Origin of the sequence: Mycobacterium paraffinicum, from assembly GCF_025822865.1 — a bacterium.
Lineage (GTDB): Bacteria > Actinomycetota > Actinomycetes > Mycobacteriales > Mycobacteriaceae > Mycobacterium > Mycobacterium paraffinicum.
In genome coordinates this window covers 614,098-631,054 of record NZ_JACKUR010000021.1, presented here as the reverse complement: position 1 = coordinate 631,054, position 16,957 = coordinate 614,098, and the positions used below count along the sequence as shown (strand labels likewise).

The window sequence follows — 16,957 nt, the reverse complement described above, 5'->3', positions numbered from 1 at the left end:
CCCGTTGGGGCCGGAATCGCATACCTGCCATCCACTGTAATGGTCGGCCTGCCAGGGGGCATAACCTTGCGGTTCCTTGCTGTTCAAGACCCGCGGGGCCCGCTTCGGGCGATCTCCCTGTGATTACAGCGCCGTAACCGAATCAACGTGGCGCAGTGCCAATTCGTTTCCTTACTCACCGGCGATCATTTTCGCGGCCAGCGAAATGACAAACCGGCGCCCAGGCTTCTCGCCCGGACGCCGGTGAGAGGTTTGTCAGGTCGCCGCGTGGAACGCGTCGATGACGTCGGCCGGGATGCGGCCGCGCGTCGAAACGTTGTGACCGTTTCGGCGAGCCCACTCGCGGATCGCCGCGCTCTGTTCACGGTCGATCGCGCCACGGCCGCGGCCGGATCCGGAACGCCCACGCCGACGGCCGCCGACCCGACGGCCGGCTTCCACCCACTGCTTCAGGTCGCTGCGGAGTTTCGCGGCATTCTTAGACGAAAGGTCAATCTCATAGGTCACCCCGTCAAGCCCGAATTCGACCGTTTCGTCGGCTGCGCCGGCACCGTCGAAATCATCGACCAAGGTGACGGTCACTTTTTTCGCCATTAGCTTATCCTCGCATTTCGTCCTGAACAGTTGCCGAGCAGATTGGGTGAGCCTCCCCGGGTCATCAATCTGCCATAACAACGGAGCATACTCAATCCGGCCCCAAGCCGCACAGTTGCACTTTTCAAGTGGAGTGCGGCCGAACAATCGGGAACAAAACTGTCTCTCGAATTGACAGTCCGGTCAAAGACATCAACAACCGATCGATACCCATTCCCGTTCCGGTACACGGCGGCATCGCATACTCGAGGGCGGCAAGAAAGTCCTCGTCGAGCACCATCGCTTCGTCGTCGCCGGCAGCCGCGGCGCGGGCTTGCGCGGCGAATCTCTCCCGCTGCACCACGGGGTCGTTCAATTCGGAGTAGCCGGTGGCCAGTTCGACACCGCGCACGTAGAGGTCCCACTTCTCGGTCACCCCGGGGATGCTGCGGTGCTGGCGGGTCAAAGGCGTTGTCTCAACCGGGAAGTCCCGCACGAAGGTGGGCGCGGTCAGCGCATCTCCCACCGTGTGCTCCCAGAGCTCCTCGACGAGCTTGCCGTGCCCGTAGCCGCGATCGCGGGGAATCTCGACTCCGAGCCGGTCCGCGATGACCCAAAGCCGGTCGACCGACGTCTCGGGCGTGATCTCTTCGCCGAGCGCCGCCGACAGCGACGGGTACATTTGAATCGACGCCCATTCTCCGTCTATGTCGTAGACACTCCCGTCGGGCAGCGGTAGTTGTCTGGTTCCGATCGCCTCATCGGCGACCTCTTGAATAAGCTCACGGGTGACCACTGCCGAATCGTCATAGGTTCCGTACGCCTGGTAGGTCTCCAGCATGGAGAATTCCGGAGAATGGGTGGAATCGGCGCCTTCGTTTCGGAAGACTCGATTTACTTCGAAGACCTTGTCAAAACCCCCGACGATGCAGCGCTTGAGGAACAGTTCCGGCGCGATCCGCAGGTACAGATCCATGTCGAGAGCATTGGAGTGCGTGACGAACGGTCGCGCCGCCGCGCCCCCCGCCAGCGTCTGCAGCATAGGCGTTTCGACTTCGAGAAACCCGCGCCGTTCCAGCGAGTTGCGTATGGCGCGCACGACGGCGATCCGCTGCCGCGCCACCGTGCGCGCCTGGGGCCGGACGATGAGGTCGACGTAGCGCTGCCGCACCCGCGCCTCTTCGCTCATCTCCTTGTGGGCCACGGGCAGCGGTCGCAACGATTTCGCCGCCATTTGCCATGAATCGGCCAGGACGGACAATTCGCCGCGGCGTGAGCTGATCACGTTGCCGTGTACGTAGACGATGTCGCCGAGGTCGACTTCGGCTTTCCACTCATCGAGCGCTTCGGGTCCCACCTTGTCGAGGCTGATCATCACCTGCAGGCTGGTGCCGTCGCCCTCCTGAAGTGTCGCGAAGCACAATTTCCCGGAGTTGCGCGCGAACATCACCCGTCCCGCGACGCCGACGACGTCTTCGGTCGCGGTGTCGGTCGGCAGGTCGGGATGCTCGGCGCGGACCTGCGCCAGGGTGTGGGTGCGTTCGATCGCGACCGGATACGGCTCACGACCCTCCGCCAGCAAGCGAGCCCGCTTGTCCCGGCGGATGCGGAACTGCTCGGGCAGGTCTGCGGGGTCGGCGTCACTCACGACGTGCCAGCTTAAATGACTGGTCTTCGAGCTTGCGTTGACGCCGTCTCAGCGCGCGGTTTTCAGCCGACCGCGCTGGGTGTCCCGGTTGCGTTCGAACACCAGGCGCAGTCCCTGCAGGGTCAGATGCTGGTCGTAATGGCTGGGCGTGTGCAGCTCGGGCAGCAGCAGCGGGGCTGTGTGGCCCGTCGCGACCACCGCGACGTCGTCTCCGGCGAAGCCCTCGATGTCCTCGCGAATGCGCCCGACCAGCCCGTCGACCAGACCGGCGAAGCCGAACACGGCTCCGGCCTGCATGCATTCGACGGTGTTCTTGCCCACTACCGAACGGGGGCGGGACAGCTCCACGCGGCGCAGCGCCGCGGAGCGGGCCGCGGCGGCGTCCGAGGAGACCTGCACGCCGGGCGCGATCGCGCCGCCGAGAAATTCGCCCTTGGCCGACACCACGTCGACGCAGATCGATGAACCGAAGTCGATGACGATGGCGGCGCTTTGAAAGCGATGAAATGCGGCCAGGCAGTTGACGATTCGGTCGGCGCCGACTTCTTTTGGATTGTCGACGAGCAGTGGGATGCCGGTGCGCACCCCGGGTTCGATCAACACGTGCGGCACCGACGGCCAGTACTGGTCGAGCATGATCCGCACTTCGTGCAGCACCGACGGGACGGTGGAGAGGGCGGCCGCGCCGGTGAGCCGCTCGGAGTCGTCGCCGATCAGGCCGTCGATGGTCAGGGCCAGCTCGTCCGCGGTCACCTCGGACTCGGTCCGGATCCGCCAGTGCTGCACGACCTTTGCGTGCTCCTTGGACCCGGAGATCAGCCCCACGACGGTGTGGGTGTTACGGACGTCGATGGCGAGCAGCACGGTTACCGCGCAACGATTCGGGGATCCAACAGCTCGGCGACGTCCGCGGGCACGAAGGCCGGATCGTGGCCCAGGTCGATCGGCTTGTTGTCGGCGTCGACGAACACAATCCGCGGCTGGTAGGACTTCGCCTCGGCCTCTTCCATGGTCCCGTACGCGATCAGGATCACCAGGTCGCCGGGGTGCACGAGATGGGCTGCGGCGCCATTGATTCCGATCACGCCGCTGCCCCGCTCCCCGGTGATCGCATAGGTCACCAGGCGGGCGCCGTTGTCGATGTCGACGATGGTCACCTGCTCGCCCTCGAGCAGGTCCGCAGCGTCCATCAGGTCGGCGTCGATGGTCACCGAGCCGACGTAGTGCAGGTCAGCCTGGGTGACGGTGGCGCGGTGGATCTTCGACTTGAGCATCGTCCGTAGCATCAATTCCTCCAAGATGATTCACGGGTGTCCCGATATCCGTCCGGCCCCACGGGTGCCGGCGAAGTTTCGATCTCGATCGAGATGTTGTCCAGCAGCCTGGTGCCGCCCAGCCGGACCGCGACGAGCAACCGGCCGGTTCTGTTGCTGCCCAACGGGCCCAGGTCCGCGTCGCGCAACTCGAGGTAGTCGACCGTGAGCTCGGGCACCGCATCGAGCACCTCGCGCGCCGCGTCCAGCGCGGCCTGCGGCCCGGCGTCGGCGGCGTGCGCGGCCGCCGTCAGCGCCGCGGAGACCGCCACGGCCGCCTCACGCTGCGCCGGATCGAGGTAGCGGTTGCGCGACGACATGGCCAGCCCGTCGGCTTCGCGCACGGTGGGCACGCCGACCACCGCGACGTCGAGGTTCAGGTCGGCGACCATCTGCCGGATCAGCACCAGTTGCTGATAGTCCTTCTCGCCGAAGAACACTCGGTCCGGGCGCACGATCTGCAGCAGCTTGCAAACCACGGTCAACACGCCGGCGAAGTGGGTCGGTCGCGGACCGCCCTCTAGGTCGGCGGCCAGCGGACCGGGCTGCACGGTGGTGCGCAGGCCGTCGGGATACATGGCCGCCGCCGTTGGGGCGAACACGATTTCGACGCCTTCGCGGCGCAGCAGCGCCAGGTCGTCGTCCAGGGTCCGCGGGTAGGCGTCGAGATCCTCCCCGGCGCCGAACTGAAGCGGGTTGACGAAGATCGACACCGCCACCACCGAGCCGGGCACCCGCTTGGCGGCGCGGACCAGGGTGAGGTGACCCTCGTGCAGCGCGCCCATCGTCGGCACCAACATCACCCGGCGGCCGGTATGGCGCAGAGCCCGGCTGACGTCACTGACGTCGCGCGGCCGCGAGTACACGTTGAGTTCGCCGGCGTTGAAGGCGGGCGGCTTGCCTGGTCTCATCCCGCCAGGACCTCGACGACGTCGGCGGGGGCGTGGGCGCGCCGGGCGGTCCGCAGGGCGTTCACCCGGTACGCCTGCGCCAGTTCCGGGTCGGCCTGGTTCAGCGCGTCAAGGTGCCCTGCGACCGCGGCGGCGTCACCGCGCGCGACCGGACCGGTCAGCGCGGCCTGCCCGCGTTGCAGGGTGTTCTCCAGCGCCGCCCGGGCCAGCGGGCCGACGATGCGTTCGGCGATCCCACCCGGCTGGTCTTCGACGGACTGCTGCCCGAGTAGTTCGCTGCCGCGCAGCGCGGCCCGCAACGCTTCAAGGGCGTCGGCGAGCACCGTCACCAGGTGGTTGCCCGCATGCGCCAGGGCGGCGTGGTAGAGCACCCGCGCTTCCTCACGCACGCAGAACGGCTCGCCGCCCATCTCCAGGACGAGCGACTGCCCGATCGCGTAGCCCACATCGTCGGCCGCGGTGATGCCGAAGCAGGTGTCGGGCAGCCTGCTGATGTCCTCATCGGAGCCGGTGAACGTCATCGCTGGGTGAATCGCGAGCGGGATGCAACCGTCCTGGGTCAGCGGCGCGAGGATGCCCACCCCGTTGGCGCCGGACGTGTGGGCGACGATCGTGCCCGGCCGCACCGACGACGTCGCGGCCAGCCCGGACACCAGGCCGGCGAGTTCGCTGTCGGGAACGGCCAGCAGCAGCAGCTCGGCGCCGGCGGCCACGTCCGGCGGGGCCACCACCGGGGTATCGGGCAGCCAACGCTGTGCGCGCTGCCGCGACGCGTGGGAGATGGCGCTGCATGCGACCACGACGTGGTCGGCGCGCTCCAGCGCGACCCCGAGTGCGGTGCCGACCCGGCCGGCGGAAATGACTCCCACCTTGAGCCTGGCCGGGCGCAAACCGTCGAACTGCACCATCGCAGACGACCTCACAGATTTCTTCGTTCGTTCCGGTCCCACTTTGGTGGGTACCGTTCGGTCACTAAAACTGTAGTCGATTACCGGGCGGCACCCAATGTGAGGAAGCTCCCAGCTCAGCCGTCGCGGCGGCGGCGCCGGCCGCCCTCGGACGGCTGCACCTGCAACCGCGCCAACAGGTCGGCAACCGACTGGCCCCCGGTCGAGGGGCCCTCGCCCATCCCGTTCAAGGCCTCCTCCTGCGGGTCCACGCCGCCGTGGCGGGGTGTGTGTTCCGGCGCGGGCGGCGGCGCCAGCCGAGGTGGTTGCTCGGCGGCGGGGGGTGGCGACTGCGGTGGCGGCGGGGGCGGGGGCGTGGCCGGAACGGGGGGCGGCGGCGTGAAGGCCGGCTCGTTTGTGGGCGTGAAATTGCGCACCCCGTAGTCGCGGTATTCCGCCGAGTGGCGCGATCGTGCCCGGCGACCCGATTCGCCGTACGGCGGCGTCACCGGCTCAGCGGGCGGGCCGGCCCAGGCCTCGTCCGACTCGGTGTGGCGGGCGCGCCGCCGCCCCCCCGACGCTTCGTCGGCCGGTGTGACGGACGGTTCGGAGCCGGCCCAGTTGCTGCCCGGCGTTCCGGGCGGCAACCACAGTCCCGACGCACCCGCCGGCTGCCAGCCCTGCACATGCGGCTGAGGCTCCGGCTGCGGCTGGGGCGGTGGCGGTGGCGGCGGCTGGCGAGGTTCGAATCGCGGCTCCGGCTGGGGCGGCGCGGCGCTGTACGACGGCTCCGATTGGGGCGGCGGCGGCGCCGGCTCCTGTGGCGCTTCGTACTGGTGACGGACCTGCTCGCGGCGGGGCTGCGCCTGCCGGGGCGGCAACAGCGGTTCCTCGGGCACGTCGATGATCGCCGTTTCGTCGGCGCGGCCCGGCGGGTTGTCCTGGACGGAGGCGACCCGGTCGCTGGAGACCCAGTCGTAGGGCGCGTCGCGCGGGGTCTCGCCGTTGCGGTCCCACTCGCTGTACGCGCGCTCGCGTGGCGCCTCGTTCTCCGGCGTCTCGAGCGCCGGGCGCTGGGCGAGGTCGGTGTCGAACAGGATCTCCAGGCTGGTGCGCAACGCGCTCAACTCCGCCCGCAGCTCGGCCAGGTCGTCGGCGGCCTGGGCGCGCAGCTCGGAAGCCAACTCGCGGCGCAGCTGGGACTCCACGGTCAGTTCATACTCGCGGCGGGCCGAGATCTCGCGATCCAGCTGCAGGTCGTACACCAGCTTCAGGTCGCGGACGCGGGATTGATCCGCGTCGCTCTGGCGGCGGTACAGCACCGAGACGAAGGCACCGGCGACTGCGGCCCACAGCGCCAGGATTACAGCGAGCTTGAGGAGTTCCACCCGATTGGTGAAAACCAGTGCGGAACTGGCCCCCATCGCGAGGACCAGCAACGCGGTCAAGAGCACCCAACCCGGCCTGCGGCCGCCGCGCCGCACCCGGGCGCCGCGGGACAGAACGGTCATGGCCTGACTGTACCTGCGCGAGGTCATTCCGCGTGTCGCCCTACTCCGGCGATTCTCACGCCGGTTGTCGGCGGCACACGAGTGGGCTAGTTTTCCGCGCCTTCGCCGTGCTCGGTCTGATCCGGCGGGGACTTGCAGCAATGCTGCAGCCACAGCGCGGCGACGAGTAGCGCCAGCGCGCTGACGGCCGCGACGACGGCGCCGCTCGTGTCCTCGGCGGCCGAACGCAGCCAGGACCGCCGCGGCAGGAAGTACACGAGCACGCCGGCCCACCAGCCCAGCACCAGCGCGCCCACCCAGGCCGACGCCTTGGCGACCATGAGGCTGCGCGCCACCGCCAGCGGGTGCAGCGAGCCGGGGCCGATGCCGATTTCGCCGTCGGCGATCTTGGCCCGCACATGGCGCGCCCATAACGCTTCTGCGATGGCCACCGCCAGCAGCGACAGGCCCGTCCAGACCGTGATGGGCGGAAACCACCGGTAGAGGGCGTTGACCAGCAGATAACCCACCACCGCAGCGCCGACGACCGCGGCCGTCAGGTCACGCTTGCGGGTCGGGCCCATCAGGCTTCCGGTTCCGGGTCGGCCGGGGAGCCGCCCGCCCGCTCGAGCGTCAGGCTGGTCAACCGGACGCTTTCCCGGTCGGCCGGCTCCAGTTCGGCGAGCAGGCTCGCGACCGGTCGCGGGCCCTCCCCGACGGTCAGCTGGGCATCGGGGTCGACGGCAAGCCACGGGATCATGACGAAGGCCCGCAAATGGGCCAGCGGGTGCGGCAGCGTGAGGTTGTTCTCGCGGGACACCACCTCCGCCTCGCCGTAACAGGCGATCAGGTCGACGTCGAGGGTGCGCGGGCCCCAGCGCTCGCCGCGCACGCGGCCCGCCGCCCGCTCGAATTCCTGGGCCCGGCGCAGCCAGCACTGCCCGTCGCACGCCGGGTCGTTGGCGATCAGCACCGCGTTGAGGAACGGCGCCTGATCGACCCGGCCCCACGGGTCGGTCTCGTACACCGGGGACACCGCGAGCACCTTCTCGCCCAGCCCGTCGACGACCGACTGCAGACGCGCCAGTCGGTCGCCCAGGTTGGACCCGATGGACAGCACCACCCAAGTCATAGGCGCCGCTTCCCCCACAAGTGGGTGGGGGTACCTCCCTCTGGGGGCGTGCCCCCACCCCCGCAAGCGGGTGGTACCCCCATGACCGCGGCTACGCCGGCGTCATCGTCGACGTCGCGCGTCATAACGCCCGGCCCGCCGGAACCACCGAACCGCGACCGCCGCGCCGCGACCGTCGCACCACCACCGCGACGTCGGCGAACTGCTGCGGGATCGGGGCCTGCGGCTTGTGCACCACCACCTCGACGGCGTGCACTCTGTCGTCTTCCATCACCCGGTCGGCGATCTCGCCCCCGACCGCTTCGATCAAGTTGCGCGGCGGCCCGGCCACGACGTCGGCCGCCAGCTCGGCCAGGGCAGCGTAGTCGTAGGTGTCGGCCAGCTCGTCGCTGGCGGCGGCCCCGGCGAGGTCGATCCACACGGTCATATCGACAACAAAGTCTTGCCCGTCGGCCCGCTCGTGATCGAAAACTCCGTGTCGTCCACGAATCGTCAACCCCCGCAATTCGATTCGGTCAGCCATCGTCTCCAGCCAGGTCGGTCTGCTGCGTTTCGCTTTGCGTCCACGCCCCCACCACCTTGAGCGCGTCGGCCGTGGCCCGCACGTCGTGGACGCGAACACCCCACGCCCCGTACAGCGCTGCCAGCGCGGAGATCACCGCGGTCGCCGTCTCACGGCCGGCGGGCGGGCGCGGCAAGCCGTCGGGCCCGGCCAACAACGTACCGAGGAACCGTTTGCGCGATGCGCCCAGGAGCACCGGGATCCCGGTGCTGACCAGCTGCGGCAAGGCGCGCAGCAGCGCCCAATTGTGTTGACCCGTCTTGGCGAACCCGAGTCCCGGGTCGATCACCAGATTGGCGGGGTTCACGCCGGCGGCCACCGCGGCGTCGACGCTGGCGAGCAGCTCGGCGCGCACTTCGGCGACCACGTCGTCGTACGGCGGGGGCGCATGCGGGCGGTCGGCCGACACCGACCGCCAATGCATCAGCACCCAGGGCACCCCGGCGTCGGCCAGCAGTGGCGCCATACCGGGATCGGCGCGTCCCCCCGACACATCGTTGACGATACGCGCACCGTTCTGCAGCGCCGCCCGCGCCACGTCCGCGTGCATGGTATCGATGCTCACGGTGATGCCTTCTGCCACAAGCTCTTTGACGACGGGGATCACACGGAAGGTCTCGACCCGTGGGTCGATCCGCGTGGCGCCGGGCCGAGTCGACTCCCCTCCGACATCGACGATGTCCGCGCCGTCGGCGGCCAGCGCCAGTCCGTGCGCCACTGCGTCGCCGGTGTCCAGATAGCGGCCGCCATCGGAGAACGAGTCGTCGGTGACGTTCAGGACTCCCATAACCCGCACAGGCGCCGACTCACTTACGCAGGATGAGATCGAGGGCTTCGGCTCGGGAAGCGGCGTTGGATTTGAACTGTCCGCGCACCGCCGAGGTGGTGGTGACCGCGCCGGGCTTGCGGACACCGCGCATGGCCATGCACAGGTGCTCGGCCTCGATCACGACGATCACGCCGCGCGGGTTGAGTTTCTTCATCAGGGCGTCGGCGATCTGGCTGGTCAGCCGCTCCTGCACCTGCGGCCGCTTGGCGTAGAGGTCGACCAGTCGCGCGATCTTCGACAGCCCGGTCACCCGGCCGTCGTTGCCCGGGATGTAGCCGACGTGGGCCACACCGTGGAACGAGACCAGGTGGTGTTCACAGGTGGAGTACAGCGGGATTTCCTTCACCAGCACCAGCTCGTCGTGATCTTCGTCGAACATCGTGTTCAGCACGCTGTCCGGATCGGTGTAGAGCCCGGCGAACATCTCCTGGTAGGCACGGGCTACCCGAGCCGGCGTCTCCCGCAGACCGTGCCGGTCCGGGTCCTCGCCGATGGCGTACAGCAATTCCCGGACCGCGGCCTCGGCGCGCTGATGGTCGAACGCCCGAGTGGTGGGAGTGGCGGTGTCCGGCCCCAAACCAGTTAAGGCCATCGAATCCTCCGTTCGTCAGCCGTGCGCCGGTGGGTTGGACCGGCTCACGTCGTCGTCCTGCTGGTCGGGAGACTTTCCGCCGTTCGGGTCGGGCAGCCCGGGCGGCGGGTAAGGCGGATACGGCGGGTAGGGGGGCTGCGCCTGACCCTGCGGACCCTGCTGACCCGGATGAGCGGGCTGGCCCGGATAGCCCGGGTAGCTCCCCGCCGGCTGCGGCCAGTAGGGCTGCTGCGGGGCCTGGGGAGGCGGATACCAGGGATTGGGCTGCTGATCATGCGGTGGCCATCCCGGCGCGTGCCAGCCCGCCGGCGCACCGTAGTCCGGTTGAGTGGGGCCGTGCGGCACGACCGGACGGGGGCCGTTTCCTTGAGAACCATTGCCGCCGTTGTTGTTTCGGTCGGCGTCCGCACCCGCGGCCGCGGCGGCTTGGCTGGCGCGCGCGATGGCCGCCTTGAAAGCCGGTTCGGGAACCGGTGGTGGCCACGGCTCGCCGCGTTCGATGGCCAGCTCGCCCGGCGTCTTGATCGGCGGTTTGTCGGACGGGATTCGCCCACCGAAGTCGTCGAACATGGTGAGTCGGGGCCGCTTTTCGACGTCGGCGAAGATGCCCTCCAGCTCGGCGCGGTGCAGCGTTTCCTTTTCCAGCAGCTCGCCGGCCAGCGTGTCGAGTACATCGCGGTATTCGGTGAGGATCTCCCACGCCTCGGTGTGGGCCGCCTCGATGAGCTTGCGGATTTCGTCGTCGATGTCGCGGGCGACCTCGTGGGAGTAGTCGGCCTGCGTCCCCATGGTCCGGCCCAGGAACGGGTCACCGTGTTCGGTGCCGTATTTGACCGCACCCAGCTTCGAACTCATCCCGAATTCGGTGACCATCGCGCGGGCCACCTTGGTGGCCTGCTCGATGTCGGACACCGCGCCGGTCGTCGGCTCCCGGAACACCAGTTCCTCGGCCGCACGCCCGCCCATCGCGAACACCAGCTGCGCGATCATCTCCGAGCGCGTTCGCAGGCCCTTGTCTTCTTCGGGCACCGCCACGGCGTGCCCGCCGGTACGTCCCCTCGCCAGGATCGTCACCTTGTAGATCGGCTCGATATCCGGCATCGCCCAGGCGGCCAGGGTGTGACCGCCCTCGTGGTAGGCGGTGATCTTCTTTTCCTGCTCGCTGATGATGCGGCCCTTGCGGCGCGGCCCACCGATCACCCGGTCCACCGCCTCCTCGAGCGCGGCGGTGGTGATTACGGTGCCGTTCTCGCGGGCGGTCAGCAGTGCCGCCTCGTTGATGACGTTGGCCAGGTCGGCGCCGGTCATGCCGACGGTCCGTTTGGCCAGCCCGTCGAGGTCGGCGTCGGGCGCGATGGGCTTGCCCTTGGAATGCACTTGCAGCACCGCGCGGCGGCCCGCGAGGTCCGGGTTGGACACCGGGATCTGCCGGTCGAAGCGGCCGGGCCGCAACAGCGCGGGGTCGAGGATGTCGGGCCGGTTGGTGGCCGCGATCAGGATGACCCCGGCGCGCGGGTCGAACCCGTCCATTTCGACCAGCAACTGGTTCAGCGTTTGCTCGCGCTCGTCGTGGCCGCCGCCGAGGCCGGCGCCGCGCTGACGGCCCACCGCGTCGATCTCGTCGACGAAGATGATGCACGGGTTGTTCTGCTTGGCCTGCTCGAACAGGTCGCGTACCCGCGACGCGCCGACGCCGACGAACATCTCGACAAAGTCGGAGCCGGAGATGGTGAAGAACGGAACTCCGGCCTCCCCGGCCACCGCGCGGGCCAGCAGCGTCTTGCCGGTCCCGGGCGGGCCGTAAAGCAGCACGCCCTTGGGGATCTTGGCGCCGAGCGCCTGATAGCGGCCGGGGTTCTGCAGGAAGTCTTTGATCTCGTAGAGCTCTTCGACGGCCTCGTCGACGCCCGCAACGTCGGCGAACGTGGTCTTGGGCATGTCCTTGTTGAGCAGCTTGGCGCGGGACTTGCCGAAGCCGAAGCCCATGCGGGCGCCGCCCTGCATCCGGGAGAACATCACGAACAGGCCCACCAGCAACAGCAGCGGTAACACGTAGACCAGCAGCTCGCCCAGGATGCTGCCCTGGTTGACGACCGTACTGACCTTCGCGTTCTTAGCGCTCAGCGCGTTGAACAGGTCGACCGCGTACCCGCTCGGGTATTTGGTGATGACCTTGTCGGAATTGTCGGTGTCGTTGTTGCCCTTTTTCAGGGTCAGCCGCAGCTGCTGCTCGCGGTCGTCGATCTGCGCGCTCTTGACGTTGTCGCCGTTGATCTGCGCCACCGCCACCGACGTGTCGACGGGCTTATAGCCGCGAGTGTCGTCGCTGAAATAGAAGAACGACCAACCGAGCAGCACCACGACTGCAATCGCCGTGATGGTGCGAATAACGTTTTTCCGGTTCATCAATCATCGGCCTCGCCGGCCAGGTCCTTCCCCGATATACACGCAGCTAGAAAAGTCCAGGTTACCGCTAGTGGCGATCGCCAGCTCCGGCAGAGCCGGGCGCTGGGGGTACCGCCCGCTTGCGGGGGCCGGGTCGCCACCATTCGTCGATATAACGAGCGGGGGTTCCCCTGGGCGTGCCGAGTATCACGCCAGCGTGACGTTGGGCGGCGAGTGTCACGCCAGCGTGACGTTGGGCGGCGGGCGCTCACGTCGGCCGGATCGATCATTCGTAATACCGGGCCTCAATGACATTGCCGTCCGGATCGGTGAAGTAGTACCCCTGCGGCGCCCAGCCCCGGGCCCCGAAAGTGCGACTCAACCGTGCGCTGGTGTCCACTCCCTCGGCTTGCAGACGCTGATCCAGCGCCTCGTACTCGGCCTTCGACAATGCGAGGCAAACATGGTTCACCGGATGGCCGGTGCTGCCTTGCGCCCGTGTCATCGACTCGGTGGCGGCGGCAGCGGCATGCGGCGACAGGTCGATGATCGAGTCCTCACACACTCGCACGCTTGGGAACGGCGCATCGCCGGCCTCGAATTCGGCAAACCGGACCGGCTCCAAGCCAACCACCCTCGTATAGAAATCCATCGCCGCTCGTGGATCTCCCGTCCAGAGGACGACGTGGTCGAGCCGCTTCATCTCCGGATTCACCTGCTTTCAGTCGTGCGGGCGCTCACGGCGATATCTACCAGGCGACCAAAGCCGTTGGAATGCAAATCGCGATCAAACTGCGAATACTTCTCAGCCCCGTGGGGGGTGTGCTTTGGTGACATGGTGCTCAAATCAACCGAACGGTTAGTCGAGACCAACGGTGTGCAGCTGAGGGTGGTCGAGGCGGGAGACCGCGGCGCCCCCGCGGTGATCTTGGCCCACGGCTTTCCCGAACTGGCCTATTCGTGGCGCCACCAGATACCGGTCCTCGCCGAGGCCGGCTACCACGTGCTGGCACCGGATCAGCGCGGCTACGGCGGCTCCTCGCGCCCGGACGCCATCGAGGCTTACGACATCCACCAGCTGACGGCCGACCTGGCCGGTCTGCTCGACAATGTCGGCGCCGAACGCGCCGTCTGGATCGGACACGACTGGGGCGCCGCCGTCGTGTGGAATGCGCCGCTCCTGCACCCGGATCGGGTCGCCGCCGTCGCCGCCCTCAGCGTCCCGGCCGTGCCCCGCTCGCACGTAGCGCCGACGAAGGCTTGGCGCAAGATGTTCGGCGACAGGTTCTTTTACATCCTGTACTTCCAGGAGCCCGGCGTCGCCGACGCGGAGCTCAACGGTGACCCCGCCCGCACGATCCGCCGGATGCTGGGCGGGCTGCGCACATCGGGTGACGCGCTCTCCGCAGCGCGCATGGTGGCGCCCGGTCCCGAGGGGTTCATCGATCGCCTTCCGGAGCCCGACCGGCTGCCGGACTGGCTCAGCCAGGACGAGCTCGACCACTACATCGACGAGTTCTCTCGCACCGGGTTCACCGGTGGCCTGAACTGGTATCGCAATTTCGACCGCAACTGGGAGACTACCCCCGAGCTCACCGACGCGAAAATCACTGTGCCGGCGCTCTTTATCGGTGGGACCGCCGATCCGGTGCTGACGTTCACCCGCGCCGACCGCGCGTCGCAGTTGATCACCGGTCCCTATCGTCAGATCATGATCGACGACGCCGGACACTGGCTGCAGCAGGAGCGCCCGAACGAGGTGAACGTCGCCCTACTGGACTTCCTCAACGAATTGGAGCTGCGATGAGTGCCCCCCTGCGCTTCGGTGTCTTCATCACACCGTTTCACCCGATTGGCCAATCGCCAACGGTGGCTTTGGAATACGACATGGAACGAGTGGTCGCGCTGGATCGGCTCGGCTTCGACGAAGCGTGGTTCGGCGAACATCACTCCGGTGGCTACGAATTGATCGCCTGCCCGGAAGTTTTCATCGCGGCGGCGGCCGAGCGGACGAAGCACATCCGGTTGGGCACCGGAGTGGTTTCGCTGCCCTACCATCATCCGCTGATGGTGGCCGATCGCTGGGTGTTGCTCGACCACCTCACCCGCGGCCGGGTGATGTTCGGCACCGGCCCGGGCGCGTTGCCATCGGACGCCTACATGATGGGCATCGACCCGGTCGATCAACGGCACATGATGCAGGAGTCGCTGGAAGCGATCCTCGCGCTGTTCCGCGCCGGGCCCTCCGAGCGAATAGACCGCCATGCCGACTGGTTCACCCTGCGTGACGCGCAGTTGCACATCCGGCCCTACACCTGGCCCTACCCCGAAATCTCCACGGCGGCAATGATTTCACCGTCCGGGCCGCGGCTGGCGGGTGCACTGGGCACGTCATTGTTGTCGCTGTCGATGTCCGTGCCGGGTGGCTACGCCGCCCTGGAAACCACCTGGGACGTGGTGCGCGAGCAGGCCGCCAAAGTCGGCCGCGACGAGCCAAATCGGTCCGACTGGCGTGTTCTGAGCATCATGCACATCGCGGACAGCCGCGAACAGGCCATCGACGATTGCACTTACGGGTTACAGGATTTCGCCAACTACTTCGGTGCGGCGGGTTTCGTCCCGTTGGCCAACGCCGTGGAAGGCGCCCAGACGCCGCACGAGTTCGTGGAGGACTACGCGGCCAAGGGCAATTGCTGCATAGGTACCCCCGACGACGCGATCGCCCACATCGAAGACTTGCTCGACCGCTCAGGCGGGTTCGGCACGCTGCTGATGCTGGGCCATGACTGGGCATCCCCCGAGGCGACTTATCACTGCTACGACCTGATGGCGCGCAAGGTGATTCCCCATTTCAAGGGCCAGCTCGAGGCGGCGCGTTCGTCGCACGACTGGGCCAAGGGCAATCGCGACCAGTTGATCGGCCGAGCGGGTGAGGCCGTGGTGAAAGCCATCACCGAGCATGTCGAGGAGCAGAAGGGCGCGGAAAGCTGATGCGCGCGGCGGTACTGCGAGATGGACGGATGATCTACCGGGACGACGTGCGGGAGCCCGTGCCCGAGGCAGGGCAGGTGCTCGTCGGCGTGCGGGCGTGCGGGATCTGTGGGTCCGACCTGCATTTCGCCGCTCACGGCGCACAGGTGCTCGAAATGAGCAATCGAGTGGCCGCGGGTGCGGGCGGCATGCACGTCGACCTGGACCACGACGTCTTCATGGGACACGAGTTCAGCGCCGAGGTGCTCGAGGCCGGACCCGACACCGAAACCCACCCGCCGGGCACACTGGTCACCTCGCTTCCGGTCTTGCTGTCCGCCAAGGGTGTGGAGCCAATCGTCTACAGCAACAGCACAATCGGCGGCTACGCCGAACGAATGCTGCTCTCGGCGCCGTTGCTGCTCCCCATCCCGAATGGCCTGGACTTCAAACATGCGGCCCTGACGGAACCGATGGCGGTGGGGTTGCACGCCGTCAACAAGTCCAATATCGCGGCCGGCGAGACAGCGCTGGTCATCGGCTGCGGCCCGATCGGCATCGCGATCATCGCGGCCCTGCGTGCCAGGGGCGTCGAAAACATTGTGGCGGCCGACTTTTCACCGAAGCGGCGTGAACTCGCCACCGCCATGGGCGCCCATCGGGCGCTCGATGCCGCACAGGGTTCGCCGTTCGACTCGGTCAAACCCGCGGTGGTGTTCGAGGCGGTCGGAGTGCCGGGGATCATCGACGACGTGTTGCTTCGGGCCCGGCCCGGCACCCGCCTGGTAGTCGCCGGTGTTTGTATGCAGCCCGACACGGTGCATCCGTTCTTCGCGATTGCCAAAGAGATGAGTGTTCAGTTCGTACTCGCCTACACCCCGGAGGAATTCACCGACTCGCTGCGCGCGCTGGCCGAGGGCGACATCGACGCGACCCCGCTGATTACCGGCGAGGTCGGCCTCGACGGGGTCGGCGCGGCCTTCGACGACCTCGCCGACCCCGAGCGACACTGCAAAGTCCTCGTCACTCCTTAGGTCGATGGTGGGGACCCGGCCACTAGGCCCAGCTGGAGCCGACGGCGCTGTCGGTGCTGGCCATGTTGTTGCCAGCGCTCTGCACCTTCTGGCCGTGGGCGTTGGCCTGCTCGTAGATCACCTGGAAGTTGCGACCCAACTGGGTGATGAACTCCTGGCAGGCCACCGAACCGGCACCGCCCCAGAAGTCCCCGGCGGCAAGCACATCGCGAACGATGGCCTGGTGCTCAGCCTCCAGAGACGCGGCCTGGGCGCGGATCAAGGCACCGTGGGCGTCGACATCGCCGAATTGATAGTTGATGGTCATGGTTGATCGTCTCCTGTTGTGTTGGTGGGCTAGCTGCCCAGGATCTGCTGTGAGGCCTGCTCTTGCTGCTCGTAGTTGTTCGCGTCGCGGATCAGTCCGTCCCGCACGCCGTGCAGCATGTTGACGATGTTGCGGAACCTGACCGCTCCAGCCGGAGCCGGCGATGTTCATCGAGGACGCCCACATCTTGCGAGCCTCGTCCTCAACCGTCTGGGCGTGCACCTCAAAGCGGCCCGCCATCGCCCGCATTTCGTGCGGGTCGGTCATAAAACGTGTTGCCATTCAATGTCTCCTTCGAAAGTTGTTGTCAGGTTCGAATTTTGG

18 protein-coding genes and 1 pseudogene are annotated in these 16,957 nt (G+C 67.8%); 3 read left to right on the top strand and 16 right to left on the bottom strand.

All coding sequences use genetic code 11. The features are described from left to right. Window positions 1-255: 255 nt before the first annotated feature. From lsr2 to H7J89_RS11460, 14 genes are all read right to left on the bottom strand, one after another. Window positions 256-594: a histone-like nucleoid-structuring protein Lsr2 gene (gene lsr2, locus H7J89_RS11525; protein WP_066955505.1), complete on the bottom strand. Its 339-nt coding sequence runs from the start codon at window positions 592-594 to the stop codon at window positions 256-258. Window positions 595-718: 124 nt separating this feature from the next. Then, a complete protein-coding gene (gene lysS, locus H7J89_RS11520) occupies window positions 719-2,221 on the bottom strand; it encodes a lysine--tRNA ligase (protein ID WP_264043522.1) in 1,503 nt (500 codons plus the stop codon). Between the two features lie 48 nt (window positions 2,222-2,269). Further along, a complete protein-coding gene (locus H7J89_RS11515; RefSeq protein WP_264043520.1) occupies window positions 2,270-3,085 on the bottom strand; it encodes a type III pantothenate kinase in 816 nt (271 codons plus the stop codon). Window positions 3,086-3,087: 2 nt separating this feature from the next. Next, window positions 3,088-3,507 carry an aspartate 1-decarboxylase gene (gene panD / locus H7J89_RS11510; RefSeq protein ID WP_264043518.1) on the bottom strand — a complete coding sequence of 140 codons (420 nt, stop codon included), beginning with the start codon at window positions 3,505-3,507 and terminating at the stop codon, window positions 3,088-3,090. Beyond that, window positions 3,507-4,445: a pantoate--beta-alanine ligase gene (gene panC / locus H7J89_RS11505; RefSeq protein WP_264043517.1), complete on the bottom strand. Its 939-nt coding sequence runs from the start codon at window positions 4,443-4,445 to the stop codon at window positions 3,507-3,509. The genes panD and panC overlap by 1 nt, the downstream gene beginning before the upstream one ends. Continuing rightward, window positions 4,442-5,353, bottom strand: a complete 912-nt coding sequence (locus tag H7J89_RS11500; RefSeq protein WP_264043840.1) for a Rossmann-like and DUF2520 domain-containing protein — start codon at window positions 5,351-5,353, stop codon at window positions 4,442-4,444. The genes panC and H7J89_RS11500 overlap by 4 nt, the downstream gene beginning before the upstream one ends. Window positions 5,354-5,469: 116 nt before the next feature. Next, complete coding sequence (locus H7J89_RS11495) at window positions 5,470-6,843, bottom strand: DUF6779 domain-containing protein (RefSeq protein ID WP_264043515.1); 1,374 nt, start codon at window positions 6,841-6,843, stop codon at window positions 5,470-5,472. Between the two features lie 86 nt (window positions 6,844-6,929). Beyond that, window positions 6,930-7,406: a DUF3180 domain-containing protein gene (locus H7J89_RS11490; RefSeq protein WP_264043513.1), complete on the bottom strand. Its 477-nt coding sequence runs from the start codon at window positions 7,404-7,406 to the stop codon at window positions 6,930-6,932. Next, window positions 7,406-7,954, bottom strand: a complete 549-nt coding sequence (gene folK, locus H7J89_RS11485) for a 2-amino-4-hydroxy-6-hydroxymethyldihydropteridine diphosphokinase (protein WP_264043511.1) — start codon at window positions 7,952-7,954, stop codon at window positions 7,406-7,408. Before folK ends, H7J89_RS11490 begins: the two co-directional genes overlap by 1 nt. Before the next feature lie 121 nt (window positions 7,955-8,075). Continuing rightward, window positions 8,076-8,477 carry a dihydroneopterin aldolase gene (folB, locus tag H7J89_RS11480; protein WP_067205910.1) on the bottom strand — a complete coding sequence of 134 codons (402 nt, stop codon included), beginning with the start codon at window positions 8,475-8,477 and terminating at the stop codon, window positions 8,076-8,078. Next, window positions 8,470-9,303 (bottom strand): dihydropteroate synthase, encoded by an 834-nt coding sequence (gene folP, locus H7J89_RS11475; RefSeq protein ID WP_264043509.1) that lies wholly within the window; start codon window positions 9,301-9,303, stop codon window positions 8,470-8,472. The genes folB and folP overlap by 8 nt, the downstream gene beginning before the upstream one ends. 19 nt (window positions 9,304-9,322) lie before the next feature. Continuing rightward, a complete protein-coding gene (gene folE, locus H7J89_RS11470) occupies window positions 9,323-9,937 on the bottom strand; it encodes a GTP cyclohydrolase I FolE (RefSeq protein ID WP_264043507.1) in 615 nt (204 codons plus the stop codon). Between the two features lie 15 nt (window positions 9,938-9,952). Beyond that, window positions 9,953-12,343, bottom strand: a complete 2,391-nt coding sequence (gene ftsH, locus H7J89_RS11465; protein ID WP_264043505.1) for an ATP-dependent zinc metalloprotease FtsH — start codon at window positions 12,341-12,343, stop codon at window positions 9,953-9,955. Window positions 12,344-12,608: 265 nt separating this feature from the next. Further along, window positions 12,609-13,025 (bottom strand): VOC family protein, encoded by a 417-nt coding sequence (locus tag H7J89_RS11460; RefSeq protein WP_264043503.1) that lies wholly within the window; start codon window positions 13,023-13,025, stop codon window positions 12,609-12,611. A gap of 132 nt (window positions 13,026-13,157) precedes the next feature. On the opposite strand from H7J89_RS11460, the gene H7J89_RS11455 reads away from it, so the two are divergent. From H7J89_RS11455 to H7J89_RS11445, 3 genes are read left to right on the top strand one after another with little or no spacing between them, the layout of a single operon-like run. After that, window positions 13,158-14,129: an alpha/beta fold hydrolase gene (locus H7J89_RS11455; RefSeq protein ID WP_276041909.1), complete on the top strand. Its 972-nt coding sequence runs from the start codon at window positions 13,158-13,160 to the stop codon at window positions 14,127-14,129. Continuing rightward, the gene (locus tag H7J89_RS11450) at window positions 14,126-15,313 is read left to right on the top strand and encodes an LLM class flavin-dependent oxidoreductase (RefSeq protein ID WP_264043501.1); all 1,188 of its coding nucleotides are present in this window, start codon (window positions 14,126-14,128) and stop codon (window positions 15,311-15,313) included. Before H7J89_RS11455 ends, H7J89_RS11450 begins: the two co-directional genes overlap by 4 nt. Further along, window positions 15,313-16,326, top strand: coding sequence for a zinc-binding dehydrogenase (locus H7J89_RS11445; RefSeq protein ID WP_264043499.1), 1,014 nt, complete (start codon window positions 15,313-15,315; stop codon window positions 16,324-16,326). Before H7J89_RS11450 ends, H7J89_RS11445 begins: the two co-directional genes overlap by 1 nt. A gap of 22 nt (window positions 16,327-16,348) precedes the next feature. Here the strand turns inward: H7J89_RS11445 and H7J89_RS11440 are convergent, their stop codons facing one another. Both H7J89_RS11440 and H7J89_RS11435 read right to left on the bottom strand, forming a co-directional pair. Further along, window positions 16,349-16,633, bottom strand: a complete 285-nt coding sequence (locus H7J89_RS11440; RefSeq protein ID WP_046184805.1) for a WXG100 family type VII secretion target — start codon at window positions 16,631-16,633, stop codon at window positions 16,349-16,351. A 29-nt stretch (window positions 16,634-16,662) separates the two neighbouring features. Beyond that, a pseudogene (locus tag H7J89_RS11435) lies at window positions 16,663-16,915 on the bottom strand (WXG100 family type VII secretion target). Window positions 16,916-16,957: the final 42 nt, after the last annotated feature.

What these genes read in the sequence shown, in the direction of transcription:
- lsr2 (WP_066955505.1), bottom strand. Translation starts at nt 594, where the DNA reads ATGGCGAAAAAAGTGACCGTCACCTTGGTCGATGATTTCGACGGTGCC.
- panD (WP_264043518.1), bottom strand. Translation starts at nt 3,507, where the DNA reads ATGCTACGGACGATGCTCAAGTCGAAGATCCACCGCGCCACCGTCACC.
- panC (WP_264043517.1), bottom strand. Translation starts at nt 4,445, where the DNA reads ATGAGACCAGGCAAGCCGCCCGCCTTCAACGCCGGCGAACTCAACGTG.
- H7J89_RS11500 (WP_264043840.1), bottom strand. Translation starts at nt 5,353, where the DNA reads ATGGTGCAGTTCGACGGTTTGCGCCCGGCCAGGCTCAAGGTGGGAGTC.
- H7J89_RS11495 (WP_264043515.1), bottom strand. Translation starts at nt 6,843, where the DNA reads ATGACCGTTCTGTCCCGCGGCGCCCGGGTGCGGCGCGGCGGCCGCAGG.
- H7J89_RS11490 (WP_264043513.1), bottom strand. Translation starts at nt 7,406, where the DNA reads ATGGGCCCGACCCGCAAGCGTGACCTGACGGCCGCGGTCGTCGGCGCT.
- folK (WP_264043511.1), bottom strand. Translation starts at nt 7,954, where the DNA reads ATGACTTGGGTGGTGCTGTCCATCGGGTCCAACCTGGGCGACCGACTG.
- folB (WP_067205910.1), bottom strand. Translation starts at nt 8,477, where the DNA reads ATGGCTGACCGAATCGAATTGCGGGGGTTGACGATTCGTGGACGACAC.
- folP (WP_264043509.1), bottom strand. Translation starts at nt 9,303, where the DNA reads ATGGGAGTCCTGAACGTCACCGACGACTCGTTCTCCGATGGCGGCCGC.
- folE (WP_264043507.1), bottom strand. Translation starts at nt 9,937, where the DNA reads ATGGCCTTAACTGGTTTGGGGCCGGACACCGCCACTCCCACCACTCGG.
- ftsH (WP_264043505.1), bottom strand. Translation starts at nt 12,343, where the DNA reads ATGAACCGGAAAAACGTTATTCGCACCATCACGGCGATTGCAGTCGTG.
- H7J89_RS11460 (WP_264043503.1), bottom strand. Translation starts at nt 13,025, where the DNA reads ATGAAGCGGCTCGACCACGTCGTCCTCTGGACGGGAGATCCACGAGCG.
- H7J89_RS11455 (WP_276041909.1), top strand. Translation starts at nt 13,158, where the DNA reads ATGGTGCTCAAATCAACCGAACGGTTAGTCGAGACCAACGGTGTGCAG.
- H7J89_RS11450 (WP_264043501.1), top strand. Translation starts at nt 14,126, where the DNA reads ATGAGTGCCCCCCTGCGCTTCGGTGTCTTCATCACACCGTTTCACCCG.
- H7J89_RS11445 (WP_264043499.1), top strand. Translation starts at nt 15,313, where the DNA reads ATGCGCGCGGCGGTACTGCGAGATGGACGGATGATCTACCGGGACGAC.
- H7J89_RS11440 (WP_046184805.1), bottom strand. Translation starts at nt 16,633, where the DNA reads ATGACCATCAACTATCAATTCGGCGATGTCGACGCCCACGGTGCCTTG.